The sequence below is a fragment of the Brachybacterium squillarum M-6-3 genome, assembly GCF_000225825.1.
GTDB lineage: Bacteria > Actinomycetota > Actinomycetes > Actinomycetales > Dermabacteraceae > Brachybacterium > Brachybacterium squillarum.
Genome location: NZ_AGBX01000003.1, coordinates 37,064 through 62,405, shown reverse-complemented (window position 1 = coordinate 62,405; position 25,342 = coordinate 37,064). Strand labels below are relative to the sequence as shown.

The window sequence follows — 25,342 nt, the reverse complement described above, 5'->3', positions numbered from 1 at the left end:
CGCGCGTGACCCTGCCCAGCCTCCGCGCCTCCCGCCCGGTGTCCCTGTGGACCCGGATCGTCGCCCTGATCTCCCTGCTGCTGATCGCGGGCACCCTGATCACCGGCAGCCTCTCGCTGTTCCTGCTGAACCGCACCCTGATCCAGTCGGTCGACACCAACCTCAGCTCCGGCATCGGCAACATGATCGACCGCGCCCAGGGCGGCTTCGTCGTCGACGAGGACGACACCCGCGGCGGCTCCATCCCCGTGGAGTACGCGGTGGAGATCCGCGACGAGAGCGGCCAGGTGATCGACCAGGACGTCGTGCTGTACCGCGACGAGGACGTCAGCATCGACTTCCCCGACCTCAGCGAGGACCAGATCCGCACGCTGGACGGGCAGCCCTTCACCGTCCTGGACTCCACCGAGAACCGCTGGCGGGTCGCGGCCCGGGTGAACACCGGCGAGGGCGGCGGCACCGTGTACGTGGCGCTGCCGCTGGACGGCGTGGACCGCACCATGCACGAGATGGCGCTGATCATCGTGCTGGTGGGCACCCTGGTGGTGCTGGTCGGGATGGGCGCGGGCGGCTTCATGGCGCACCGCGCGCTGGAGCCCCTGCAGGACGTGGAGGCCACCGCCTCCCAGATCGCCGGCGGCGACCTCTCCCGGCGTGTGCCCGTCACCGACACCAGCCTCGAGGTGGCGGCACTGGCGATGTCGCTGAACGAGATGCTGGTGCGCATCGAGCAGTCCTTCGCCGCGCAGGCCGCGAGCGAGGAGCACGCCACCCGCAACGAGGCCAAGATGCGCCGCTTCGTCGGCGACGCCTCCCATGAGCTGCGCACCCCGCTGGCCGCGATCCGCGGCTTCGGCGAGCTCTACCGGATGGGGGCGCTCAGCACCGACGAGTCGGTCGCCCAGGCCATGCGCCGCATCGAGGACGAGGCCCGCCGGATGGGCTCCCTGGTGGAGAACCTGCTGCGCTTGGCCCGGCTCGACGAGAACCCGGACCTCGACCTCGCCCCGGTGGACCTGGCCGACGCCCTGTTCGACGCCGCCCAGGACCTGCGTGCCCTGGACCCCGAGCGCCAGGTGATGGTGGTGACCCTCTCGGGGCTGCCGCTGCCGGTGGCGCCGCACCACGCGGTGGGGGTGCTCGGGGACGAGGCCTCCCTGCGGCAGGTGATCCTGAACCTGGTGGGCAACGCGAACCGTCACACCCCCAAGGGCTCCCCGGTGGAGATCGCGGTCGGCCCCACCGAGGCCGGCACGGTGCTGGTGGAGGTGCGCGACCACGGCCCCGGCATCGACGAGGACCAGCGCGAGAAGGTCTTCGAGCGCTTCTACCGCACCGACTCCTCGCGGGTGCGGGCGGCCAGCCAGGGCGGCGGCGCGGGCCTCGGCCTGTCCATCGCGGCGACCATCGTCCAGCAGCACCGGGGCAGCATCGGCGTGGCCGAGACCCCCGGCGGCGGCTCCACCTTCTGGGTCGAGCTGCAGGCCGCCGAGGTCGACGAGGAGCACACCGTCACCCCCGACCAGGCACGATCGGTCACCGAGCGGCCCGGAGCCCCCGAGGTCGGGGATCAGCCCGCCAGCTGAAGCACCTGCCCCGTGAAGCCGGGCCGCCCGGCGGCGCGCGCCAGGGCGTCCAGGTGCTCCCGCAGGGCGAGGCCCGCCTCGCGCCCGGCCCGGTCGGGCGCCTCGATGCGCGCCGCGGCGCCGACCTCCTCGCAGCCCAGCCGGAACGATCCCGGCGGGGCCTCGGCGGGCAGCGGGTCCGCGTGCCCGATGGGTCCGAGGACCAGGTCGGTCGGCACCGGCCGGAGGCCGAGCTCCGCGGCGTGCGCGGCGCTGCGGCGGGCCCGCGCGGCGGGTCGGTCCCGCAGCGGCACCCGCAGGCCGGAGGCGATCAGCCGCCGGGTGAGCTCCCCGTCGCCGACCGTGACCACCCCGGCGGTGGCGAGGTCGGCCTCGCGGCCCTCGGGCCAGTCGTAGTGGTCCAGGTCGAAGGCGCGTCCCGGCAGCCCGGCGCGGGCGGCCGTGGCGTGCAGCTCCTCGAGGGAGGCGTCGGAGACCAGATGGCCCCACAGCAGGCCGTGGCGCGGCCAGCGCGGGGTGTCGGCATAGACGGTCATGCGGGGGCGCCTTCCCGGGCGGCGCGGGGCACGGGGCCGGAGAGTCGTCGCAGCGCCCATTCGGCGGGTCCCCGTCGACCGCGGGACCGCAGCGCGGCGGCGGGCGGCAGCATCAGCAGCCAGCCGGCCGTGACCAGGGCCGCGGCGCCCGCGGTGCCGAGGCTCGCCCCGAGATCCAGGGTGTAGGGCGGTAACAGGGCCAGGGCCAGCACGGATTGGGCGAGGTAGGCGCTGAGCGAGACCATGCCGAGCGCCTCCAGGGCACTGGCCGCGCGGCGCAGCCCGCCCGGGGCGGCGGTGCGGGCACGCTCGGCGAGCAGCGCGGCCGCGGCGGCGAGGCCGAGCGCCCCGATCAGGCCGCTGAGCTGGTGCAGCACCCCGAGGGAGCCGAGCAGCACGACCGAGCCGATGGCCTCGTGGAAGGGATCGAGCACCATCACGGCCGTGAGCGGCAGCGCCCCCACCAGCCCGATCCCGAGACCCCAGCGGGCCAGCGGCGTCAGCAGGTCCCGGTGCACCTCGACCGCCTCCAGCAGCCGCACCCCCGCGGCCAGGGCGCCGAGCGCCATCGGGGCGAGCAGACCCAGGTCGTTGACCAGGGCGAGGCCGCGGCCGGTGGCGTCGAGCCGGATCAGCAGCGATTCGCCGTAGGTCGCGGCGGCCGCGGCCTCGTGGCCCGTCCCGCCGCCGAGACCCGCGACCCCGTCGGCCCAGCCCCAGACGGCCAGCATCGGGACCGTGACCATCGCGGCCAGCGGCAGGGCGATCCGGCCGCGGGTGGCCAGCACCGCGCACAGGGTCCCGATCACCGCGTAGCCCACCAGGATGTCCCCGTCGAAGAGCAGGATCCCGTGGAGCACGCCGATCGCGCCGAGCACCGTCATCCGCCGCAGCATCCGGATCCGGAAGTGCCCGGGCGTCTCCCCCGCCTCGCGGGAGCGGCGGTGCATCACCCCGATGCCGTAGCCGAACAGCAGGGCGAACAGCGGGAAGCCGCGGTTGTCGGCCAGCAGCGCGATCACCACGTCGGCGGCGCGGTCCCACGGCGCGGCATCGGCCTGCTTGGCCAGCACCGTCCAGGGGTGGCCGTGCAGCCAGCCCACCAGGTTCGCCAGGGCGATCCCCAGCAGGGCCAGGCCGCGGGCCAGGTCGGGCCCACCGGCACGCTCGGCCAGCGGCACCGGCCCGGCGGGCGTGGTGCCGGGGGCAGGGCGGGGCGCGGTGGACGGCAGCGTCCGTCCCCGCGTCCCCGCCCCGCCTGCCGGGCTCATCGACGCTCGGCGGGGGTGGCCTGGTGGTGGCGCAGCAGCCAGCGCTGCCCGTCGCGCTGCCACAGGGAGCTGCGGCGGACGAGGCCCTGCCGGTCGCGGGTCTCGTAGCGCAGCAGCACCACACCGGGCGACAGCTCCTCGGCACGGAACTCGGCGGCGTCCAGGCCGGGCAGCGGCGCCAGCTCGGCGAGCACCTCCTCGCGGTCCTGCTCGCGGCCGTCGACGCTGATCGCGGTGTGCTGCGGGTGCAGCAGGGCGGCGGCGCTGGGCGGGTCCTCCCGCAGCCGGTCCGAGAGCAGCGCGCCCTCGTGGGCGATGACCTGCTCCAGCTCGGTGCCGAGCTCCGCGCCGGGGAACACCCCCTCGGGCGCCCCGCAGTGCTCGGGCGGGCCGGGCACGTCCCCGGGGTCGGGCTCGGTGAACAGGGAGAACAGGTCCGACTCGGCCGTCGGCTCGGGCTCCGGCGTCGTCCCGCCGCTCGACGGGCCGGAGGCGGCGGAGGGCGCGTCCCCGCCGCGGTATCCGGGCCCCACCTGCGGGTCCTGCTTCTTCGAGAAGGCGGTGGCGGCGGCGTTCGCACGGCGGTCCGCGGCCTCGTTCATCGCGTGCCCGGCGTGGCCCTTGACCCATTCGAACTCGACGCTGCGCCCGGCCATGGCCCGGTCGATGGCCTGCAGCAGCTCGACGTTCAGCACCGGCTTGCCGTCCTTCTTGCGCCAGCCCTTGCGCTTCCAGCCCGGCATCCACGTGGTCACCGAGTTGATGACGTACTGCGAGTCGCACAGCACGTGCAGGTGCTGATCGGCGTCGACGGCGGTGGCCTCCAGCAGGTCGAGCACGGCCTTCAGCTCGCCCATGTTGTTGGTGCCGTGGGGCCAGCCCCCGGCGCGCCAGTTGTCCTCGTCGATGTACCAGGCCCAGCCGGCGGGCCCGGGATTGCCGAGGGCGGAGCCGTCGGCCGCAGCGGTGATCGTCATGGGAGGAATCGTTCCACACGGGGCCGACGGACCAGGACGTACCCTCGGGGAGCACCGTCCGCCGAGGAGAAGGACCCCGCATGGCCCGTATCTGGCACGGACCCCGCCGTCGTCTCGTCGCCGGGACGCTCCTCGGGCTGGTCGTCGGGGTGGTGCTCGCGATCACCACCGAGCCCGGGATCGCGATCATGGTCGGGATCACCGCGGCCGAGCTGGCCTACCTGGGGCTCTCCCTGGCGGTGCTGCTGCCGCTGGACGGGGACGGCACCCGCGCCTCCTCCGGCCGGGAGGACTTCCGCCCCGTCACCGACGAGATCCTGGTGGGGGTGGCCTGCGCCCTGGCCGTGGTGGTGATGGTGGCCCTGCACCTCGGCGCCGGCGGCCACGCCGTGGACTCCCTCGGCGCCGGCATCACGGTGCTGGGGGTCTTCGCCGCCTGAGCCTGCGTGGTGCAGACCTACGCCCAGCACTACGCCCACGAGCACTTCCGCTCCGAGCACGGCATCGACTTCTCGATGTCGGAGACCCCCGACTACACGGACTTCCTGTACTTCAGCGCCGCCATCGGCATGACCTACGGGGTCACCGACTGCACCGTCGGCGAGCGCCGCATCCGCCGCATCGTGCTGCGGCACGCCCTGATCTCCTTCCTGTTCGGCACCGTGCTGCTGGCGGCCGCGGTGAGCCTGGTCGGCGGCTGGGTCACCGGGGGCTGAGCCGTCCCGCCCGGCGTGACGGCGGGCGACTCCCCGTGCCGCTCTTACTGTTCATATTCACCATGGACAGCTGGCGGGGTGTGCGTCAGGGGTCGCGAGCCGCCCCGGGCCAGCGCAGCGGCTTCTCGTAGAGGGCGGAGACGCGGTACCGGGTGAAGCCGAGCCCGTCGTAGAGCCGGGTGGCGCCGGTGAGGGATTCCGCGTCCACCTCGAGCTTCGCGCGGGTGAAGCCGTCGGCCGCCGCTCCGGTCAGGGAGCGGGCGAGCACCGCCCGGGCGAGGCCGCGGCCGCGTCCCTCGGGCCGGGTGCCGACGAGCTGCACGTGCAGCTCGCCCGGGGCGTCCGCGGTGGTGTACGTGTACGCGAGCACCTCCCCGGCGTCGTCGAGGGCGATGGCGGCCAGGTCGGGCCGGGCCGCGTGGGAGGTCCACAGGTCGTGCCAGCGAGCGGCATCGGTGGGCGCGGAGCCCCAGTGGTCGGCGAAGGCGGCGTTGTGGGCCCGGCGCACCGGCTCCTCGTGCTCGGGGTCCGGGGAGCGCAGGGTGACGCCCTCCGGGACTGCGTGCTCGAGCGTCCCGCAGGGCAGGGGGCGCACCATCTCCAGGAAGCTGCGGACCCGGCGGTAGCCGCGCGCGTCCAGCAGCGGGCGGATGTCGGTGCCGCCGGGGGCGGGCGGGGCGGTGCCGGTCTCGGGGTCGCTCGCGTCGCAGGGGTCGAAGCCGCCGTCGATCCGCATGATCGCGGGGGTGTCGGGGAGCCGCTCGGCCGCGGTGCGGGCGGCGATCCGCTCCCCCGCCTCCAGCAGGGCGGTGCCGAGGCCGCGCCGCCGGGCCTGCGGGTGGACGCCGCCGATCAGGGTGCAGCGGGCGCGCCCCCGGTCGTCGCGGGCGGAGCGCACCTCCACCACCCCGAAGGCCAGCAGGCGGTCGCCCTCCCAGGCGGCGAGGGTGTCGTGAGCGAGGTCGAGGCCGGCCAGGGAGAGCAGCTCGCGGACGTCGGCCTCCTGCACCGGGTACTCGAAGGCCTCGTGCTCCTCGATCGCCTGCATCAGCGCGACCAGGGCGGGCAGATCCTCTCGGCGGAGCGGGACCAGCGGCGGGAGGGTGGCATCACGGCTCATGGCGGCACCCTATGCAGGCGGCCCCACCGCCGGCACGGGCTTTTCGCGGGCCGCGGTCAGTCCTGCTCGTAGGCGGCGGGGCACTGCTGGACGGCGCGCAGCCGGGACAGATCGAGCTTGCGACCGCGGGCGAAGTCCACCACGCCGTTCTTCTCCTGGAACACGTCGGTGAGCTGGGTGTAGCAGTAGCCGAACATGCGCGGATCCTCCAGCAGCACCCGGGTGAGGCCCTCGAAGCGCTCGTACAGCTCCTCCTCGCCCGCCACCCGCTGGCCGTAGCCCCAGGAGGCGGCGAGGTCGCTGCCGGCCTCGGCGTCCGCCGCGGCGCGGGCCTCGGCCTCGTTCCACCAGATGCCGCCGTACTCGGAGACGAAGAAGGGCTGGCCGGCGTAGGGCAGGGAGAAGGCACCGTCGGCGAAGGGCATCTCCTCCGGCTCCAGCGCGCGGCGGTTCACGAAGGGCTCGCCCTCGGCCAGGCCCGCCTGCTCGGCGCGGAAGGTCTCCGGGTCCTGCTCGTAGGAGTGGGAGTCGTAGACGTCGGCGCCGCGCACCCGGTGGGAGTAGCCGGAGGCGTCCAGCACGGGGCGACTGGGATCGGCGAGCTTGGTCGCGTCGTACATCGCCCGGGTGACGTCGTCGAGCACGGTGAGGCGGTCGTGCAGCACCTGATGGGTCTCGTTCAGCGGGCACCAGCCGATGATCGAGGGGTGGTTGCGGTCCCGCGCCAGGGCCTCCAGCCATTGGGCGACGAAGGAAGCGGTGGGCTGCTGGTTCTCCCCCAGCGGGCCGCGGCCGGAGACGCCCCAGTCCCCGAACTCGCCCCAGGTGAGGTAGCCGTGCAGGTCGGCCCAGAACAGCATCCGCTCCTCGAAGACCTTCTGGTGCAGCCGCGCCCCGGTGAAGCCGGCCGCGAGCGCCAGCCGGATGTCCTCGGTCATCGCGGCGTCCGTCGGGGCGGTCATCAGGGAGTCCTCCCAGTAGCCCTGGTCCAGCACCAGGCGCTGGAAGACCCTGCGCCCGTTGAGGCGGAACTCGTGGCCGTCCAGGGAAGTGGAGCGCAGGCCGGCGTAGGAGTCGACGGCGTCGAGCACGGCGCCCTCCGCATCGCGCAGCCGCACCGCGAGGGTGTACAGCTCGGGGGCGCCGACGTCCCAGGTGCGGAGGTGCTCGGCGGGGATCACGAGCTCCAGATGCGGGGCGAGGTCGAGGTCGGCGCGCACGGACGCCCGCGCCACCTCGGCGCCGCCGGGCACCCCGGCCACCACCTCGAGCGTCGCGCCGGGGACGCTGCGGGCCAGCGGCACGTCGATCGCGAAGGAGCCGGCCGCGAGGGAGGGGACCACGTGCAGCGAACGGATCTCGGCCTCGGGCACGCCCTCCAGCCAGACGGTCTGCCAGATGCCGGTGGTGCGGGGGTAGAGGCAGTGGGTGGGGCGGAACCAGACGGCCTGCTTGCCGCGGGCCTGGGCGCCCTCGCGGGGGTCGCGGGCCCGCACCACCACGGTCACCTCCGCACCGGGGCCGACGCCGGGGACCGCGGAGAGGTCGGCGCGGATCGGGGTGAATCCGCCGCGGTGGCGGGCGACCTCCATGCCGTTGACCCAGACGGTGGCGTCGTGATCGACGGCGCCGAGGTGCAGGATCGGCCGCAGGCCCTCCCAGGCGGCGGGCACGGTGAGGGTGCGGCGGTACCAGACGGCCTCGAGGAAGTCCTGCTCCCCCACACCGGAGGCGGCGGACTCGGGGGCGAAGGGCACGGTGATGGTGTCCGTCAGCTCGCGCTCCAGCAGGCCGCGCTCGCGCCCGGTGTCGCCGCGGTCGATCTCGAACTGCCAGGTGCCGTTGAGGTTCATCCAGGTGGGGCGGTGGAACTGGGGGCGCGGATGCTCGGGGCGCGGCAGGGAGGGGTCCGGCACCGCGGGGTCGAGCAGTCCGGCCAGGTGGTCGGCGCGGGCGATCAGCGCGGCCAGCTCCGCGGGCATCCCCTCACCGCCGGAGGGTGCGACGGGGGCGGGGTCGGCGGGGGTCGGTGTGCTCACGGGCGGGCTCCTGGGGTCGGCAGTGACGCGGATCGGCGGTGATCGGGCTCGGCCGCCGCGGGGGCCGCCGGCCGGGGTGCCGCCGCGTGCGACGGGCCACCCTGCCGGATCCAGTCAACCCCACCCCGCGCCGATTTTCAACGTGAGCAAAGCAGATGCCGGCGATGCGGGGCCGGGGGTTCGGGCGAGCACGTCGGGCGGTTCCGGCCCGTGCGTTCGGGCATCCCGGACGACGGTCGGACCGGTGCGCCGACGGGCCCCCGGTCCGCCCGGGCGGACCGGGGGCCCGGGCCAGGGCTTTGTCACATCCGTGCCCCGGATCGCGGACGCGCTGATCACGCGGCGGTAACGTCGACCCCGCGTGCCGTCACCCCGCCGCGGCACAGGCCCCACCCGTTGGGGTCCGCGCCGGTCGATCCCGCTCCCACGGATCGGCCCCGAGCGCTCCGGGCGGGACCCGCACGACGAACGGATCCCCCGTGACCACCCCCGATTTCGCGCGCCTCGGCGTGCCCGCGTCCCTCATCGAGGCGCTCGCCCCGCAGGGCATCACCACCCCCACCCCCATCCAGGCCGCCACCCTGCCGGACTCGCTGGCGGGCACCGACGTGCTGGGCCGCGGCCGCACCGGCTCCGGGAAGACCTACGCCTTCCTGCTGCCGCTGGTGGCGCGCCTGCTGGAGAACCCGCGCCGCCGCCAGGCCCGCCGGCCCCGCAGCCTGGTGCTCGCCCCCACCCGCGAGCTCGCCACCCAGATCGACGAGTCCCTGCAGCCGCTGGTGCGCGCCACCGGCCTGCGCAGCACCGTCGTCTTCGGCGGCGTCGGCCAGAACCCGCAGGTGCAGGCCCTCGCCGGCGGCGTCGACGTGCTCATCGCCTGCCCCGGCCGACTGCTGGACCTGATGGGCCAGAAGCACGCCGACCTCTCCGCCATCGAGATCACCGTGGTCGACGAGGCCGACCACATGGCCGACATGGGTTTCCTGCCGATGCTGCGCCGCATCCTCGACGCCACCCCCAAGGGCGGCCAGCGGATGCTGTTCTCCGCGACCCTCGACGGCGGCGTGCAGACGGTGGTGGACCGCTACCTGACCAAGCCCGTCACCCACTCGGCCGACCCGGCCACCAGCCCCGTCGGCACCATGGAGCACCACGTGCTCGAGGTCGACAGCGGCGACCGCTTCGACGTGCTGCGCGACCTCGCCGCCGCCCCCGGGCGCACCATCATGTTCACCCGCACCAAGTACGGCGCGAAGAACCTGGCCCGCAAGCTGCGCAACCAGGGCGTGAGCGCCGTGGAGCTGCACGGCAACCTGTCCCAGAACGCCCGCACCCGCAACCTCGAGGCCTTCAGCGACGGCACCGCCTCCACCCTGGTGTGCACCGACATCGCGGCCCGCGGCATCCACGTGGACGAGGTGGGCCTGGTGGTCCACGCCGACCCGCCCGTGGAGCACAAGGCGTACCTGCACCGCTCGGGCCGCACCGCCCGCGCCGGGGAGAGCGGCACCGTGATCACCGTGCAGACCCCGGACCAGAAGAAGGACGTGCTGGACCTGATGCGGAAGGCGAACATCCGCCCCACCCGCCACCAGCACGTCACCGTCGACAGCCCGGTGCTGACCCAGCTCGCCCCCGGTGAGCGGCAGATCTCCGAGGTCGCCGTCGAGGCCCCCTCCGCGGAGGGCCAGGCCCAGGGCGGCCGCTCCGGCGGCGGTCGCGGTCAGGGCGGTCGCGGTCAGAACGGCCAGGGCGGCCGGGGCGGTCGCTCCGGCGGCGGTCGCGGACGCTCGGGCGGCTCCGGCCGGGGCCGGGACGGCCAGGGCTCCGGCGAGGCCCGCGGCGGCCAGGATCGCTCCGGCCGCGGCGGCGAGCAGGGCCGTTCCGGCGGTCAGGGGCGCGGCGGTTCGGGGCGCTCCGGCGGCCAGGGGCGCTCCGGCCGTGGCGGCGAGCAGGGCCGTTCCGGCGGCCAGGGTCGCTCCGGCGCCCGTGGCGGCAACCGCGGCTCCGGCAGCTCAGGCGTCTACTCCACCTCGAGCGGCGAGGGCCGCTCCGGGGGCGGCCTGGCGGCCTTCTCCGCCGGTCGCGGCCGCTGACCACTCCCCGCTCGCACCATCCTCAGCGACTTTTGTGCGCTCACGAACCACCCATGGCTCGTGAGCGCACACATGTGTGAGGCGGGCCGATACTGGATCGATGGGCACGGGCGAGATGGGCACGGATGAGATGAGCACGGGGATGAGCGCGGGTGAGTTGAGTGCGGACGCGACCCCCGGCACCCCCGCGGGCCCGCTCCCGGGCCGCCCCGTCGAGGACATCGTCGCCGCCGCCCGGGAGGGCACCGACCGGGTGGAGCCCGGGGACCTCGCGGCCGCCCAGGCCCGCGGGGCGCACGTGATCGATGTGCGCTCGGCCGTCACCCGCGACGTCGAGGGGCATATCCCCGGCGCCGTGGTCGTCGAGCGCCTGGTACTGGACTGGCGGCTGGACCCCCGCGGCGCCTGGCGGATGGCCGGTGCCCCGGAGCCGGAGGACGAGGTGATCGTGGTGTGCAACGAGGGCTACCACTCCACGCTCGCCGCCCGGGACCTCCGCGAGCTGGGACTGCTCCGGGCCACCGACCTGGTCGGCGGCTTCCGCGCCTACCGCGCCGCGGGCCTGCCGACCGCGACGGAGCCCAGCCGCTACGTCGACTGAGCTTCGCGCCGTCCCGGCGGGCACCCTGGCTGCGCCGCTGCAGCGGACGGCCCGAGCGCATCGAAGGCTCGCACCCCGCGGCCGACCGCCGGCGTCGCCCGCCCGGTCTCAGCGCAGCTCGCGCTTGAGGATCTTCCCGGTGGAGGTCATCGGCAGGGACTCGGCGATGACGATGCGGCGCGGGTACTTGTAGTCCGCCATCTGGCCGCGCGCCCACTCCCGCAGCTCCTCGGCGGTGGCCGTGGCGCCCTCGGTGAGGATCACGTGGGCCTCGACCTCCTCGCCCATCCGCTCGTCGGCCACCCCGATCACGGCGGCCAGGGAGATCTGCTCGTGGGTCAGCAGCACCTCCTCCACCTCCCGGGGGTACACGTTGAAGCCGCCGCGCACGATCATGTCCTTGGAGCGGTCTACGACGTAGTAGAAGCCCTCCTCGTCACGTCGCCCCAGGTCGCCGGTGCGGAACCAGCCGTCCCGCATCACGGCGGCGGTGTCCTCGGGGCGGCCGAGGTAACCGGTCATGATGTTGTGGCCGCGCACGATGATCTCGCCGATCTCGTCGGTGCCCTCGACGCGGCCCCAGTCGGGATCGGTGGGGTCGATGAGATCCACCTCGACACCCCAGACGGGCAGGCCGATGGAGCCGGGGCGGGGCCGGTCGGCGAGGGAGAAGCAGGCCACCGGGGAGGTCTCGGAGAGGCCGTAGCCCTCCATGATCGAGACGCTCAGCTCCTCGCGCACCTCCCGCAGGATCTCCACCGGCAGCGGCGCCCCGCCGGAGACGCCCAGCCGCAGGTGCTCGGCGAGGTCCTCGGCGCCGCCCTCCTCCGCCGCGAGGCCGCGCAGCAGGCCCCACCACATCGTCGGCACCCCCGCGAACACGGTGACGCGGTGACGGCGCAGCAGGGCGAGGGCCTGTTGGGGGTCGAAGCGCGGCAGCAGCACCAGGGTGGCACCCATGGAGAAGCCGGCGTTGAGGTTCACCGTCGCCCCGAAGGTGTGGAACAGCGGCAGGGCCACCAGGTGGGTGTCCTCCCCCGGCTGCGAGCCGAACAGGCGATTGCAGACCAGCGCGTTCATCATCTGGTTGGAGTGGGACAGCTCCGCACCCTTGGGCCGGCCGGTGGTGCCGGAGGTGTAGAGCACGACGGCGGTGTCCGTCTCGCGACGCTGCACGGTCTCGAAGCGCGGGGACATCCCGGCCAGCGCCTCGGTGAGGGTGGGGGCGCCGTCGATCGGGCTGGGCGCGGAGGGGTCGGCGGTCATGATCACCACGCGCGGCGGGTTCGCCGCGGCGGCGGCTCCCTCGGCCACGCGGCGCCCGATGGGCAGATCCTCGCTGCCCTCGAAGGCGAAGCAGGCCTTCGCCTCGGCGTCGTCGAGGAAGTAGGTGACCTCGCGCGCCTGGTTCAGCACGTTCAGCGGCACCACCACGGCGCCCGCCTTCAGGGCGCCGTAGTAGACGATCGGGAACTGCGGCAGGTTCGGGCAGGCCAGCGCGACCCGGTCTCCGGGTTCGATGCCCCAGCTCACCAGCAGGTGCGCCACCTGGTTGGCGGCGGCATCGACCTGGGCGTAGCTCAGGGAGGTCTCCCCGAGCACGAGAGCGGGGCGATCGGGGGCGGTGCGGGCGCTGTCCTCCAGCACCACGGCGAGGTTGTACACGGGAGATACCTCCGGACGACAGTGTCAGGGGACGGGCTCACGATACGGGGTGGATCGCGTCCACCCCCACACTTCGTCACTTGCGTGAATGGCGAAGTGTGGGGGAAGGTGGGGTCGTGATCCCCGACCTCCCGCTCCGACCCTCCCCGGGCCCCGGCCCCGAGCCCGCCGAGCCGCAGCTCGCGGCCGCCGCCGACACCTTCTCGATGCTGGCCAGCCCCGCCCGGCTGCACCTGGTGTGGCTGATGAGCACCGGCCGCTTCGACGTCGGCACCCTCGCCGCCCGGGTCGGACTCAGCCTGCCCACCACCAGCCAGCACCTGCGCAAGCTGCGGCTGGCCGGGATCGTCGCCGCCGCCCGCGAGGGCCGCCACAGCTACTACACCGTCGAGGACCCGCACGTGCTCTCCGTCGTCGAGCAGATCTTCGAGCACATCGCCCCCGACGGCTCCCTCGCCCCCGACCCGCCGCGCGCCGCCGACCCGGCGGAGGCTGCCCGATGAGCGCGGTCACCGAGCCCAAGGTCGACCTGACGCGCTTCGCCTGGCTGTCGATCGTCGCGGCCATCGCCACCATCGCCCTGAAGACCGGCGCCTGGGCCGTCACCGGCTCCGTCGGCCTGCTCTCCGACGCCGCCGAATCCACCGTGAACCTGGTGGCCGCCGTCGTCGCCCTCATCGCGCTGCGGGTCGCGGCCCGCCCCGCCACCGACCGCTTCCTCTACGGCCGGGCCAAGGCCGAGTACTTCTCCGCGGCCGTCGAGGGCGTGATGATCTTCGTGGCCGCCGCCGTGATCCTGGTCAGCGCCGTCGAGCGCTTCGTGAACCCGCAGGGCCTGGAGAACGTCGGCTGGGGCCTCGCCGTCAGCGTCGTCGCCTCCCTGATCAACGGTGCCGTGGCAATCGTGCTGATCCGGGCCGGACGTCGGCACCGCTCGATCACCCTGCGCGCGGACGGCCGCCATCTGCTCACCGACGTCGTCACCAGCGCGGGCGTGCTGATCGGGGTGGGTCTGGTGGTGCTCACCGGCTGGGAGCGGCTGGACGCCGTGGTCGCCTTCGCGGTGGGGGTGAACATCATCGTCACCGGCATCGGCCTGATCCACGAGGCCGTCGAGGGGCTGCTGGACAAGGCCCTGTCCGATGAGGACCACGAGGTCATCACCGAGATCCTGCGCCGCCGCACCGACGGCACGGTCACCTTCCACGGTCTGCAGACCCGCGAGGCGGGGCAGGAGAAGTACATGAACGTGCACGTGCTGGTGCCCGACGAGTGGACCGTGAAGCAGGGCCACGACTACATCGATGCCCTGGAGGACGAGCTGCGCGGCTCCCTGCCCGACCTGACGGTGCTCACGCACCTGGAGCCGATCTCGGACCCGGCGAGCTATGCGGACATCCCCGAGGCGCACGTGCCGATCCACGACGACGACCACGACTCCAGCCGTCCCCCGGAGCCCGCTCCCGGAGCCGAGCGCTAGGCTGACGGTGACCGCCTCGGGGGAGGCGGACGAGGGGGGATCCTGCATGGAGCGGTCGCGCCGGCCCGCGCCTCGGTGGTCCGTCGGATCGGCTGTCGGCGCGAGCCGCCGCACGGCGCGGTACGCGCTGCGGACGAGTGCGCCTCCCCGGCGTCGCGGGGTCCCGGCCGCGCTCGTGGGGATCCTGCGCGCAGCTGCTGCTGGCGGCCTGCGCCGCGGAGCGGGAGCCGGACGAGCCGACATGGGTCCGCGACCAGCAGGCCGATCTCTACTACCTGCCGGAGGACGCCTCCACGGAGCTCGACGAACTCGACGACGACCTGCCCGCCCTCGCCGATGCCTCGACGGGGACCTGGATCGACGGCCGCTTCACCGACCCGCACGCCCGCGAGTGGATCCTTGCCCAGGACGACTACTGGATCCAGGCCGTGGTCGAGCTCGAACCCGCCCAGGCCGAGGAGCTGGTGGCCCGCGCCGGGGAGAACCCGACCGCCGTCGAGGCCGAGGAGGTGCGGGCCGCGATCGTCGCCCCCGTCGAGGAGGCGATGACCGACTGCGACGAGGACTGGGTGGCGATCGACCCCCTGACGCCGCTCGACACGGACGAGGAGGAGGGCACGACCACGAACCTCACGCCGACCGGGATGATGGTCTCCACCGCCGTCGCCTGCCCGGGAACCGGTCAGGTGGTCGTGGAGCTGCGGCAGATGTGAGCGCTCCGCGGCACGCGGGGCGACGGGTTTCGTGGACCGAGGCCTCGTCCGTCGGGGGTGATGCCTACGCTGGGGTCACCGAGGCCCGCCACGGGAGGCGGACCGGACCGAGGGGGTCCCATGAGCAGCTCACCGTACGGCCACGAGCAGGGCGAGTACGCCGGCGAGCAGCCGCCCACCCTGGCCGGGGAGATCGTCAGCCAGCACAGCGAGGGTCGGGACTACGACCCCTACGCCCCGGCGCCCGGCTACGCTCCGGCGCCGGCCGCCGCCCTGCAGCCCTACGCCCCGCAGCCTTATCCCGTGCAGCAGTACGCCCCTCCCGTGTACGCGGCGCCGCCGGTGATGGTGCTGCCCGCCCCCAAGAGCGTCGGCGTCGCCTTCGTGCTGACGTTCTTCTTCGGTGCCTTCGGGATGTTCTACTCCACCGTCACCGGGGCGCTGGTGATGCTGGGCATCGGCGTCGCGGCGGCGATCCTCGGCCCGCTGATCGCCGTCCTCACCATGGGGATCGGCATCATCGTGGTGCTGCCGCTGGTCCTCGTGATCTGGCCGGCCTGCATCGTCTGGGGCTGCGTGGCCGCCTCGAACCACAACTCGCGCCTGCAGACGATGGCGCTGCAGATGCAGCAGCAGGCCTACGCCCAGCAGCAGGCGGCCGCCGGGTACGGCCCCTGGCCGAAGCGCTGAGCGCGGACTCGCCGCGGGTGCCCATCGCCCCTATTCCGGCAGGCAGGGTCCGGAACCTCTCACCGCTGGTCCCGCCCCGTGCGGCCCGCACTGATTAGCATCAAGGCATGAGCACTCCGCACGTCCCGCTGTCCCTGCTCGATCTGGTCCCGATCTCGGAGGGCCAGAGCTCGAAGGAGGCGATCGATGCCTCCATGGCCGGGGCGCAGGCCGCCGACCGTCTCGGCTACGAGCGCTACTGGTTCGCCGAGCACCACAACACCGAGGCTCTGGCCTCCTCGGCCACCTCGCTGCTGATCGACCGCGCCGCCTCGCTCACCGAGCGGATCCGCGTCGGCTCCGGCGGCATCATGCTGCCCAACCACGCGCCTCTCGCGGTGATCGAGCAGTTCGGCACCCTCGCCCAGTTCCACGGCGACCGGATCGACCTGGGCCTGGGCCGGGCGCCCGGCACCGACCAGATCACCGCCGGGCTGCTGGCCCGCACCTCCGCCGAGCCGCAGGCCTTCATCGCCGCGGTGGAGCAGATGCGCGACTGGTCCCGCGAGCACCCCACCACCGACCTGCCGGTGGACGCCGCCGTGGCCCGCGGCACCGAGGTGCCGATGTGGATCCTCGGCTCCACCCCGAACGGGGCGCGCCTGGCCGCGCAGCTCGGCATGCCCTTCGCCGTGGCCTCCCACTTCGCGCCCTTCCAGTACCTGCAGGCCCTGAAGGTGTACCGCGACGCCTTCACCACCTCCTCCCCCGCCGCGCAGATCGAGCGGCCGCACACCATGGTCGCGGTGAACCTGCTGGTCGCCGAGACCGACGCGGAGGCCGATCGGCAGTTCTCGACCCTGCAGCAGATGTTCCTCGGGGTCATCACGGGGCAGCGCCGCAAGATCCAGCCGCCCCGCGACCTGGAGAACGCCGTGCCGGATCAGCTGCTGGCCCAGGTGGACCAGACCCTCTCCATCCGCGCCGTGGGCTCCCCCGCCACCGTCGTGGAGCAGCTGGAGCGGATCGTCCAGGCCACCGGCGCGGACGAGCTGATCCTCACCGCCTACCACTACGATCCGGCCGACCGCCTGCGCGGCCTGGAGCTGCTGGCCGAGGCCTGGGGCCTTCCCGCCGCCTGACCCGGCCGCCTTTGCCAGCTCGAACACTGAAAGCCGGCCCCCAGCGCACCTTCACCGCCTCCTGAGCGGTGATGGTGCACCCGGAGCCGGTTTTCAGCGTTGCCCCAGCTCCCCGCGCCCGCCCCGGATGACTAAAGAAGGGCTGCCGATGTGCAGCCACGGGCTGTGCAGCGCTCACCGCACACCCACGTCCCAGGCTCCGCCGCAAGGGCGCTCCCCAGGGGCCGGCGCGAAAGCGTGTCTCCCCGGGCCCCGCAGGAAGCTAGCCTGATCTCCGTGCCTACTGCCTTCAACCACGCCCAGTTCATCTGGTCTGCTGCAGACATCCTGCGCAGCACGTATAAGCAGCATCAGTACGGGGACGTGATCCTTCCGTTCACAGTCCTCGCTCGTCTGGACGCGGTGCTCGCGCCAACGAAGGATGCGGTGGTCCGGGAGCTCGAGGGGTTCGACCGTGACCGGATGCCTCCGGCGGCGATGTTGCGCAAGAAGGCCGGCCATGAGTACTCGTTCTTCAATGCCTCGCGCCACGATCTGCGATCGCTGCAAGGGGACCCGGACAACCTCGAGGAGAACCTGCGCGACTACGTGGGCGCGTTCTCGGAGAACGTGCGGGACATCTTCGAGAGGTACAAGTTCGAGGACGCGATCATCGACCTGGCCCGCAACGACCTGCTCCTGCAGGTGCTCCAGCATTTCGCCAAGGTGGACCTGCATCCGCAGGCGGTCGACAACGAGCAGATGGGCCACATCTTCGAGGAGCTGATCCGCAAATTCGCGGAAGCCTCGAACGAGACCGCCGGTGAGCACTTCACGCCGCGCGAGGTCATCGAGCTGATGGTAACGATCCTGCTGGACGGGGACCGGGACCTGGGCAAGGACCATGTGGTGCGCAGCGTGTACGACCCGACGGCGGGCACCGGCGGCATGCTCTCGGTCGCCGACGACAAGATCCGGTTCTTCAACCCGTCGGCGCAGGTGAGCTTGCTGGGCCAGGAGATCAACCCGGCGTCGTTCGCAATCTGCAAGGCCGACATGGTGGTGAAGGGACAGCCGATCAACAACATCGTGCTGGGCAACACACTCACGCAGCCCGCGTTCCGGGGGCAGTCGTTCCATTACGGGCTGTCGAACCCGCCGTTCGGCGTGGACTGGAAGCAGTTCAAGAAGACGGTGGAGGACGAGCACACCGTTCGCGGGTTCGCAGGGCGGTTCGGTCCCGGACTGCCGCGCGTGTCCGACGGGTCGCTGCTGTTCCTCATGCACCTGATCTCGAAACTGCGGGACCCGAAGCCCGACGAGGAGAACCACTCCGCCGGGCGCGGGGCGATCGTGCTCAACGGATCTCCGCTGTTCACGGGCGGTGCGGGCTCAGGAGAGTCGAACATCCGCCGCTGGGTGCTGGAGAACGACTACGTGGAGGCGATCATCGGCCTCCCCACCGACATGTTCTACAACACCGGCATCGCCACCTACGTGTGGATCCTGTCCAAGGACAAGACCCCGGAACGGCGCGGGAAGGTGCAGCTCATCGACGCGACGGCGATGTTCGAGAAAATGCGCAAGTCCGTGGGCTCGAAGCGGCGATTCCTGTCGGAGCAGAACATCCTCGAGATCTCGCGGCTGTACGGCGGGTTCGAGGAGGCGGAGCACTCCAAGATCTTCTCCACCGAGGAATTCTTCTACCGGACCATCACGGTGGAGCGACCGATGCGCCGCAACTACGCGGTCACCCCCGAGCGGATCGAGCGGGTGATGGCGGCCCGGCAGATCACCAAGCTCAAGGACCCGGAGCAGGCCGCCCTGCGCCGAGCGCTCGACGAAGCTGCTGAGGACGCGGGCGGTGTGGTCTCCACCAGTCGCACCGCCTTCACGAAGGACCTGCGGGCCACCCTGGAGCAGCACTCCGTGAAGCTCACGCCTGGCGCGCTGAAGGTGCTGATCAACGAACTGTCCGAGCACGATGAGGACGGCGAGCTGGTCACCGGCACCGGCGGCAAGACCGAGCCCGATGCGTCCCTGCGCGACACCGAGAACGTGCCCTGGGACGAGGACGTCGAGGAGTACCTACAGCGCGAGGTGATCCCCTTCGTCCCCGACGCCTGGATCGAGCATGCGAAAACCAAGGAGGGGGCCGAGATCCCCTTCACCCGGCACTTTTACGAGTACGTCCCGCCGAGGCCCCTCGAAGAGATCGACCGCGACCTGGATGAGGTGCTCGGACGCATCCGGGTGCGGCTGGCGGAGGTGAAGGGGTGAGCTTCCAGCCTTGGCGCAGCACTCGACTATCTCGAACGACGTCCATACGGAGCGGCAGAGACTTCGCAGAAGTTGCCGCCCCGGATGGCGACTTCCCTGTTTTCGGGTCGGGTGGAGTTTTTGCTCACGCCTCCGACTATCTCTACGACGGGGACGGAGTGATCTTCGGGCGCAAGGGAACAATCGACCGACCCATCCCCGTGAGCGGGAAGTTCTGGGTAACGGACACCGCCTACTTCGTCGAGCCGAAAAGCGAGATTCTGGATGCACGTTTCCTGGCCTACTGGTCTTTACGCTTTCCCTTCGAGTTCTACTCGACGGACACTGCTCTACCGAGCATAACCCGAACAGATATTGGCAGCGAACAGATTCAAATACCGCCGCTCAGCACACAGAGGGTGATCGCCGACTACCTCGACCACGAGACCGCCGAGATTGACGCGCTCATCGGAGATTTTACGGCTCTCCACACGACACTAGAAGAGCGCTGGAGATCTCAGCGCGACAACCTACTATGGAACCGTCCCGACGGCAGTGGTCAAAAACTCGCGCCCCTCAAACACTTCTTCACCATCGCCCTCGGGAAGATGCTCGACGAGAGTAAGCATAAACTGGATGGCGAGTACTTCCCGTATGTCCGTGCAGGCAACATCACAGATGGCGGAATAGACTTCACGAACATAAAACAAATGCCCTTCACCCCGGTCGAGCGAACCAGGTACAGTCTACTCGAAGGAGACATCCTCGTCGTTGAGGGCGGCTCCATCGGCACAAACGTCGTCTTGACAGAACATATTCCAGACACATACTTCCAGAAGACTATTCTCCGATTGCGCCAAACATCGAACATTATTCCCCGAGTATATGGCGAGGCCCTGAATTCACTCCGCGACAACGGCGCTCTCACACTGGAGACCGGGCGTTCCACCATCGCACATCTGCCTGCTGAGAAGCTTGCCGAGTTGAGGGTCCCGCATCTTCCGTATGCCGAGCAGAAGGAGATCGGCCGTCGACTCAAGGAATCCCGTGCGCAGACTGAGGCGTTGCAGGCCGACCTGAACCGCACCATCACCCTCGCAAAAGAGCGCCGCGCCGCACTCATCACCGCGGCCGTCACCGGCCAAATCGACGTCACCGCGAAGCACCGTCCCGCAGCAGAGCAGCTCGAGGACGACATCAAGGAGCTGACATGAGCACGTCCGGCCTGCACCAGGAGCTCGCCTTCCAAGAACAGATCTCCTCCCACCTCGAGGCCCACGGCTGGCTCCGGTCTCCGACGAGCGCGGGCTTCGACAAGGAACGCGCCCTCTTCCCCGAGGACCTGCTGGGCTGGCTGCGGGACACCCAGCCGAAGGAGTACGCGAAGATCGTCGCCCCGGACCTGAACGGCGAGGCCCGGGAGAAGGCCGAAGCGCGCATCCTCGACCGCCTCGTGAAGGTGCTCGCCATGGACGAGTCACATGGCGGCGGCACCCTGAACGTGCTGCGCAAGGGCTTCGACCTCGCCGGCCTGCGCCACGGGTTCAAGACACTGCAGATGCCACCGGCGGACGACCGGAACCCGGACCTCACCGCCCGGTACGGAAAGAACCGTCTGCGGGTCATGCAGGAGGTGGTGTACTCGAAGAACAAGGCCGACCGCATCGACCTGGTGCTGTTCTGCAACGGACTTCCCGTCGCGACCATCGAGCTCAAGACCGAGTACACGCAGAGTCTCGCCCAGGGCATCGCTCAGTACCGTGCCGACCGCTCTCCCGCGGGCGAGCCACTACTCACCGAGTTCCGCGGCGCCCTCGTGCACTTCGTCGTCACCGACACCCACATCGCGATGACCACCAAGCTCGACGGACCGGCCACCACTTTCCTCCCCTTCGACCACGGCCACAACAACGGCGCCGGGAACCCGCCGGAGACCGGCACGTCGTTCTTCTGGAAGGACGTGCTGGACCGCGACGCCTGGCTCGCGATCCTCTCCAAGTTCATCTACGTCAGCCATGAAACTCGCGAAGACCCGCTGACCGGCGAAGTGACCGAGACGCGGCGCATCCGCTTCCCGCGCTTCCATCAGTGGCGCGCCGTCACCCGCCTCACCGCCGCCGCGCGCGCCGAGGGGGCCGGTCACCACTATCTAATCCAGCACTCCGCGGGCTCTGGGAAGACCGACTCCATCGCTTGGACCGCGCATCGCCTGGCCACCCTCCACACCCCCGAGGGTGCCAAGGTGTTCGACAGCGTGATCGTCATTGCCGACCGACAGGTGCTCGACCGCCAGTTGCAGGACGCCGTCGACCAGCTCGTCACCACCACCGGGACCTTCCGGGCCGTGACCCACGGCTCCGGGGGATCCAAGACCACGATGTTGCGAGAAGCCCTGAACGCGGGCGTGCCAATCATCGGCGTCACCATCCAGACGTTCCCCTACGTCCTGCAGGCGATGAAGGAGGCGGCAGAGAAGGGTGAGGACTCCACGATCGTCGGCAAGCGTTTCGCCGTCATCGCCGACGAGGCCCACTCGTCGCAGTCCGGGGAGGCATCCGCCGCCGTCCGCAAGGTCGTCTACCTCAACGATCCCGCCGCTGGTCTCGAGGAGGACGCCGAACCCGGCGCCGACCAGGACGCCCTGGTCGCGATGGCCGCCAAGGCCGATGCCGACCATCGCATCTCCTTCTTCGCCTTCACCGCCACCCCCAAGGCCAAGACGCTCGAGCAGTTCGGTCGCCGCGGACCCGGCGGCAAGCACGTCCCCTTCGACCTGTATTCGATGAAGCAGGCGATCGAAGAGGGTTTCATCCTCGACGTCCTGAAGAACTACACCTCCTACGAGCGGGCGGCCCGGATCTCGCTGAAGGCCGGGGGTGAGGACATCGAGGTCGATGCCAGCACGGGCACCAAGGCGTACCTGACGGCGGTGAACCTCCACCCCACCAACATCGACCAGAAGGTCCGCGAGATCATCCGGCATTATCGCGCCACGGTGCAGCCGGAGCTCGGAGGCCGAGCCAAAGCCATGGTGGTCACCGACTCGCGGGCTGCTGCGGTGCGGTACGCCCGATCATTCCGCCGCATCTGCCGCGAGGAGGAGTTGGACCTCCACGCCCTTGTCGCCTTCTCCGGCGAGGTGCCGGACCCCGAGATCGACACCCTGCCCGGCGGCACCGCACCGACCGTCACCGAGACCAGCGAGAACCCGCAGCTCAAGGGACGCGACCTGGCCAAGGTCTTCGCCGGGCCCGACCAGCACGTGCTCATCGTCGCCAACAAGTACCAGACGGGCTTCGACGAGCCGTTGCTGGTGGGGATGTATGTCGACAAACAGCTATCGGGCATCGCCGCCGTGCAGACCCTCTCCCGGCTCAATCGCATGGCACCGGGGAAGACGGACACCTACGTGCTGGACTTCGTGAACGACCCCGAGGAGATCCTCGCCGCGTTCCGCGAGTACTACGAGGATGCAGAGATCACCACCGAGTCCGACCCGGACCTGGTGATGGACATGCACGCCAAGCTGGAGCAGGTCGGAATCCACACGCGGCAGGAGGTGGACCTCTTCTGGGAGGCATGGACGCGGCCGGGGGGCAAACACACGGATCCGGGGAGGCACCTGGCACCAGCAGTCGACCGATTCGGCGACCGATGGAAGCGGGCGATCGAGGGAGACCATCACGCCGAGCGCGACACCCTCATCGACTACCGCTCGACCCTTACCCAGTACCTCAAGGCCTACGCCTTCTTCTCGCAGTTGATCGACTACGGAAACCCGCGCTACGAGAAGTTCAGCGCCTACGCCGACCTGCTCGCCCGACGTCTCCGATCCTTCACCGAAGAGGACACGACCCCGGAGGAGGTCGACGTCTCCGACATCGTTCTCACCCACTACCGGCTGGAGAAGATCCGCGAAGACGACCTCACTCTCGGGACGACCGATCCCGAGGGTCTCCAAGGCATGACCGAAGCAGGCCTGGCCGCCGCGCGTGAGCGCAAACGACAGAGGAAGACCGAGATCATCGACAAGGTCAACCGGTACCTCGGAGGCCTCGACGTCCCGGACGACTACAAGCTCAGCGGCGTCGAGAACCTGCTGGCCGAGGTCGTCGCGGATGACACGATGCAGGCCATCGCCCACTCCAACTCCCGCATCGACTTCGCGGCGGCCCCGGGTATGAGGACTGTGGTCGAGAACGCCGTGTGGAACGTCGAAGAGTCCAGCGGCGCAGTGATCAAGCACCTGCGGGGCATGCCCTGGGACCAGCTGCAGGCGATGCTCATGGACGTGGGACTGTACGAGCGGCTGCAGACCTCCGCCTCGTGAACAGGGTCCATACCTCGAAAGCCGAGCGCTGAAAGTTGGCTCGAGGTGCACCATCACCGCCTCCTGAGCGGTGAGGGTGCACCTGGAGCCGGTTTTCAGCGCAAGGCGCCTCCCCCAGCACTCACCTCGCGCTCGGGCACGACTGGAAAAGGGATGCCGGTGTGCAGTCACCGGCCATACGGCGCTCACTGCACACCCACGACCCTTTTTCAGTCGTTCCGGGCGGGCACGGGGCAGGGGGGCACGGTTGGCAGCAAAGATCGGGCACTCAGTGCGGGGTTACCCCCTGCTGGAGGACGTGACCCCGCACCACGCGCCTGATCTTTGCAGCGCACCCGGAAGCTCAGCACCCCACCACCCCGGGCACGCGAACGGGCCCCGACCCTCGCCAGAGGATCGGGGCCCGTGCGGCTCCGGGGAGCGGCAGGTGTCAGCCGTGAGGCTGGATCACATCATGCCGCCCATGCCCCCCATGCCGCCCATCTCGTCGCCACCGGCCGGCGCCGCGGCGGGCTCCGGCTTGTCGGCCACGACGGCCTCGGTGGTGAGGAACAGGCCGGCGATGGAGGCGGCGTTCTGCAGCGCGCTGCGGGTCACCTTCACCGGGTCGATGATGCCGGCGGCCAGCAGGTCCTCGTACTCGCCGGTCGCGGCGTTGAGGCCCTGGCCGACGGGGAGGGACTTGACCTTCTCCGCGACGACGCCGCCCTCGAGGCCGGCGTTGACGGCGATCTGCTTCAGCGGCGCCTCGATGGCGATCTTCACGATGGAGGCACCGGTGGCCTCGTCGCCCTCGAGGGAGAGGGTGCCGAAGGTGTCGTTGCCCGCCTGCAGCAGGGCCACTCCGCCACCGGCGACGACGCCCTCCTCGACGGCTGCCTTCGCGTTGCGCACGGCGTCCTCGATGCGGTGCTTGCGCTCCTTGAGCTCCACCTCGGTGGCGGCACCGGCCTTGATGACGGCCACGCCTCCGGCCAGCTTCGCCAGGCGCTCCTGCAGCTTCTCGCGGTCGTAGTCCGAGTCGGAGTTCTCGATCTCGGTGCGGATCTGCTTGACGCGGGCCGCGATGCGGTCGGCGTCGCCGGCGCCCTCGACGATGGTGGTCTCGTCCTTGGTGACGACGACCTTGCGGGCCTGCCCGAGCTGCTCCAGCCCGGCGGTCTCCAGCTTGAGGCCGACCTCCTCGGAGATGACCTGGCCGCCGGTCAGGATGGCCATGTCCTCGAGCATCGCCTTGCGGCGGTCGCCGAAGCCGGGGGCCTTGACGGCCACGGACTTGAAGGAGCCGCGCAGCTTATTGACTACGAGCACCGCGAGGGCCTCGCCCTCGACGTCCTCGGAGACGATGGCGAGGGGCTTGCCGGACTGGATGACCTTCTCCAGCAGCGGCAGCAGGTCCTTGACGGAGGAGATCTTGGAGCCGACCAGGAGGATGTAGGGGTCCTCCAGCACGGTCTCCTGGCGCTCGGCGTCGGTGACGAAGTAGGGCGAGATGTAGCCCTTGTCGAAGCGCATACCCTCGGTGAGCTCCAGCTCGAGGCCCATCGTGTTGGACTCCTCGACCGTGATCACACCCTCCTTGCCGACCTTGTCCAGGGCCTCGGCGATGAGCTCGCCGATGGCCGGGTCGGCCGCGGAGATGGCGGCGGTGTTGGCGATCTGCTCCTTGGTCTCGATCTCCTTGGCCTGCGAGAGCAGGGTCTCGGAGACGGAGCCGACGGCCTTGTCGATGCCGCGCTTGAGCGCGATCGGGTTGGCCCCGGCGGCGACGTTGCGCAGGCCCTCCTTGACCAGGGCCTGGGCGAGGACGGTGGCGGTGGTGGTGCCGTCGCCCGCGATGTCGTCGGTCTTCTTGGCGACCTCCTTGACGAGCTCCGCGCCGATCTTCTCGTAGGGATCGTCGAGTTCGATCTCCTTGGCGATGGAGACGCCGTCGTTGGTGATGGTGGGGGCGCCCCAGGACTTCTCGAGCACGACGTTGCGCCCCTTGGGGCCGAGGGTGACCTTGACGGCGTCGGCGAGCTGGTTCATACCCCGCTCGAGGCCGCGCCGGGCCTCCTCGTCGTAAGAGATGAGCTTGGCCATGATTGGAATCTCTCCCGTGTCTGTGATGTCCACCCGACCCAGTGCCCGCGACGGACGGCACCCGGGGCCGTGTTCATG

At 71.2% G+C, this 25,342-nt stretch carries 20 protein-coding genes; 13 read left to right on the top strand and 7 right to left on the bottom strand.

Annotated elements, in window-relative coordinates; genetic code table 11:
• The first annotated feature begins 5 nt into the window (after positions 1-5).
• Positions 6-1,586, top strand: a complete 1,581-nt coding sequence (locus OM98_RS06445) for a sensor histidine kinase (RefSeq protein ID WP_010533782.1) — start codon at positions 6-8, stop codon at positions 1,584-1,586.
• Here the strand turns inward: OM98_RS06445 and OM98_RS06440 are convergent.
• The 3 genes from OM98_RS06440 to OM98_RS06430 are packed head-to-tail and all read right to left on the bottom strand — an operon-like array spanning position 1,571 to position 4,370.
• Positions 1,571-2,122 (bottom strand): DUF4031 domain-containing protein, encoded by a 552-nt coding sequence (locus tag OM98_RS06440; protein WP_010533781.1) that lies wholly within the window; start codon positions 2,120-2,122, stop codon positions 1,571-1,573. The two genes, OM98_RS06445 and OM98_RS06440, sit on opposite strands and share 16 nt — an antisense overlap.
• Positions 2,119-3,393 carry a DUF418 domain-containing protein gene (locus OM98_RS06435; protein ID WP_139017635.1) on the bottom strand — a complete coding sequence of 425 codons (1,275 nt, stop codon included), beginning with the start codon at positions 3,391-3,393 and terminating at the stop codon, positions 2,119-2,121. Before OM98_RS06435 ends, OM98_RS06440 begins: the two co-directional genes overlap by 4 nt.
• Complete coding sequence (locus OM98_RS06430) at positions 3,390-4,370, bottom strand: ribonuclease HI family protein (RefSeq protein WP_010533779.1); 981 nt, start codon at positions 4,368-4,370, stop codon at positions 3,390-3,392. Before OM98_RS06430 ends, OM98_RS06435 begins: the two co-directional genes overlap by 4 nt.
• Positions 4,371-4,450: 80 nt before the next feature.
• On the opposite strand from OM98_RS06430, the gene OM98_RS14830 reads away from it, so the two are divergent.
• Both OM98_RS14830 and OM98_RS14825 read left to right on the top strand, forming a co-directional pair.
• Positions 4,451-4,810: a hypothetical protein gene (locus OM98_RS14830; protein WP_050812647.1), complete on the top strand. Its 360-nt coding sequence runs from the start codon at positions 4,451-4,453 to the stop codon at positions 4,808-4,810.
• Between the two features lie 9 nt (positions 4,811-4,819).
• Positions 4,820-5,086 carry a DUF1345 domain-containing protein gene (locus tag OM98_RS14825; RefSeq protein ID WP_175285959.1) on the top strand — a complete coding sequence of 89 codons (267 nt, stop codon included), beginning with the start codon at positions 4,820-4,822 and terminating at the stop codon, positions 5,084-5,086.
• A gap of 85 nt (positions 5,087-5,171) precedes the next feature.
• Here the strand turns inward: OM98_RS14825 and OM98_RS06420 are convergent, their stop codons facing one another.
• Together OM98_RS06420 and OM98_RS06415 are read right to left on the bottom strand one after the other, a co-directional pair.
• Positions 5,172-6,206 carry a GNAT family N-acetyltransferase gene (locus tag OM98_RS06420; RefSeq protein WP_010533778.1) on the bottom strand — a complete coding sequence of 345 codons (1,035 nt, stop codon included), beginning with the start codon at positions 6,204-6,206 and terminating at the stop codon, positions 5,172-5,174.
• Between the two features lie 56 nt (positions 6,207-6,262).
• Entirely contained in the window at positions 6,263-8,245 is a 1,983-nt protein-coding gene (locus tag OM98_RS06415) for a glycoside hydrolase family 2 protein (protein ID WP_010533777.1), read from the bottom strand.
• Positions 8,246-8,724: 479 nt separating this feature from the next.
• On the opposite strand from OM98_RS06415, the gene OM98_RS06410 reads away from it, so the two are divergent.
• A complete protein-coding gene (locus OM98_RS06410; RefSeq protein ID WP_010533776.1) occupies positions 8,725-10,341 on the top strand; it encodes a DEAD/DEAH box helicase in 1,617 nt (538 codons plus the stop codon).
• Between the two features lie 142 nt (positions 10,342-10,483).
• Positions 10,484-10,942 (top strand): rhodanese-like domain-containing protein, encoded by a 459-nt coding sequence (locus tag OM98_RS06405; protein ID WP_139017634.1) that lies wholly within the window; start codon positions 10,484-10,486, stop codon positions 10,940-10,942.
• A gap of 108 nt (positions 10,943-11,050) precedes the next feature.
• On the opposite strand, the gene OM98_RS06400 is transcribed toward OM98_RS06405, so the two are convergent.
• Positions 11,051-12,607 carry a long-chain-fatty-acid--CoA ligase gene (locus OM98_RS06400; RefSeq protein ID WP_010533774.1) on the bottom strand — a complete coding sequence of 519 codons (1,557 nt, stop codon included), beginning with the start codon at positions 12,605-12,607 and terminating at the stop codon, positions 11,051-11,053.
• 116 nt (positions 12,608-12,723) lie between these two features.
• Here OM98_RS06400 and OM98_RS06395 point away from each other — a divergent pair, with 116 nt between their 5' ends.
• The 8 genes from OM98_RS06395 to OM98_RS06360 all read left to right on the top strand — a co-directional run bounded on the left by OM98_RS06395 (position 12,724) and on the right by OM98_RS06360 (position 23,179).
• A complete protein-coding gene (locus OM98_RS06395; protein WP_010533773.1) occupies positions 12,724-13,110 on the top strand; it encodes an ArsR/SmtB family transcription factor in 387 nt (128 codons plus the stop codon).
• Positions 13,107-14,087, top strand: a complete 981-nt coding sequence (locus OM98_RS06390) for a cation diffusion facilitator family transporter (protein ID WP_010533772.1) — start codon at positions 13,107-13,109, stop codon at positions 14,085-14,087. Before OM98_RS06395 ends, OM98_RS06390 begins: the two co-directional genes overlap by 4 nt.
• A 137-nt stretch (positions 14,088-14,224) precedes the next feature.
• On the top strand, positions 14,225-14,800 hold the full coding sequence (locus tag OM98_RS06385) for a hypothetical protein (RefSeq protein WP_010533771.1): 576 nt from the start codon (positions 14,225-14,227) through the stop codon (positions 14,798-14,800).
• Positions 14,801-14,920: 120 nt separating this feature from the next.
• The gene (locus tag OM98_RS14820; protein ID WP_010533770.1) at positions 14,921-15,490 is read left to right on the top strand and encodes a hypothetical protein; all 570 of its coding nucleotides are present in this window, start codon (positions 14,921-14,923) and stop codon (positions 15,488-15,490) included.
• Positions 15,491-15,597: 107 nt separating this feature from the next.
• Entirely contained in the window at positions 15,598-16,611 is a 1,014-nt protein-coding gene (locus tag OM98_RS06375; RefSeq protein WP_010533769.1) for an LLM class flavin-dependent oxidoreductase, read from the top strand.
• A gap of 237 nt (positions 16,612-16,848) precedes the next feature.
• Positions 16,849-18,870 carry a type I restriction-modification system subunit M gene (locus OM98_RS06370; protein WP_245528744.1) on the top strand — a complete coding sequence of 674 codons (2,022 nt, stop codon included), beginning with the start codon at positions 16,849-16,851 and terminating at the stop codon, positions 18,868-18,870.
• Positions 18,867-20,063, top strand: coding sequence for a restriction endonuclease subunit S (locus OM98_RS06365; RefSeq protein ID WP_083837726.1), 1,197 nt, complete (start codon positions 18,867-18,869; stop codon positions 20,061-20,063). The genes OM98_RS06370 and OM98_RS06365 overlap by 4 nt, the downstream gene beginning before the upstream one ends.
• Complete coding sequence (locus tag OM98_RS06360; protein WP_010533766.1) at positions 20,060-23,179, top strand: type I restriction endonuclease subunit R; 3,120 nt, start codon at positions 20,060-20,062, stop codon at positions 23,177-23,179. Before OM98_RS06365 ends, OM98_RS06360 begins: the two co-directional genes overlap by 4 nt.
• A 447-nt stretch (positions 23,180-23,626) precedes the next feature.
• On the opposite strand, the gene groL is transcribed toward OM98_RS06360, so the two are convergent.
• The gene (gene groL, locus OM98_RS06355) at positions 23,627-25,264 is read right to left on the bottom strand and encodes a chaperonin GroEL (protein ID WP_010533765.1); all 1,638 of its coding nucleotides are present in this window, start codon (positions 25,262-25,264) and stop codon (positions 23,627-23,629) included.
• Between the last annotated feature and the right edge of the window lie 78 nt (positions 25,265-25,342).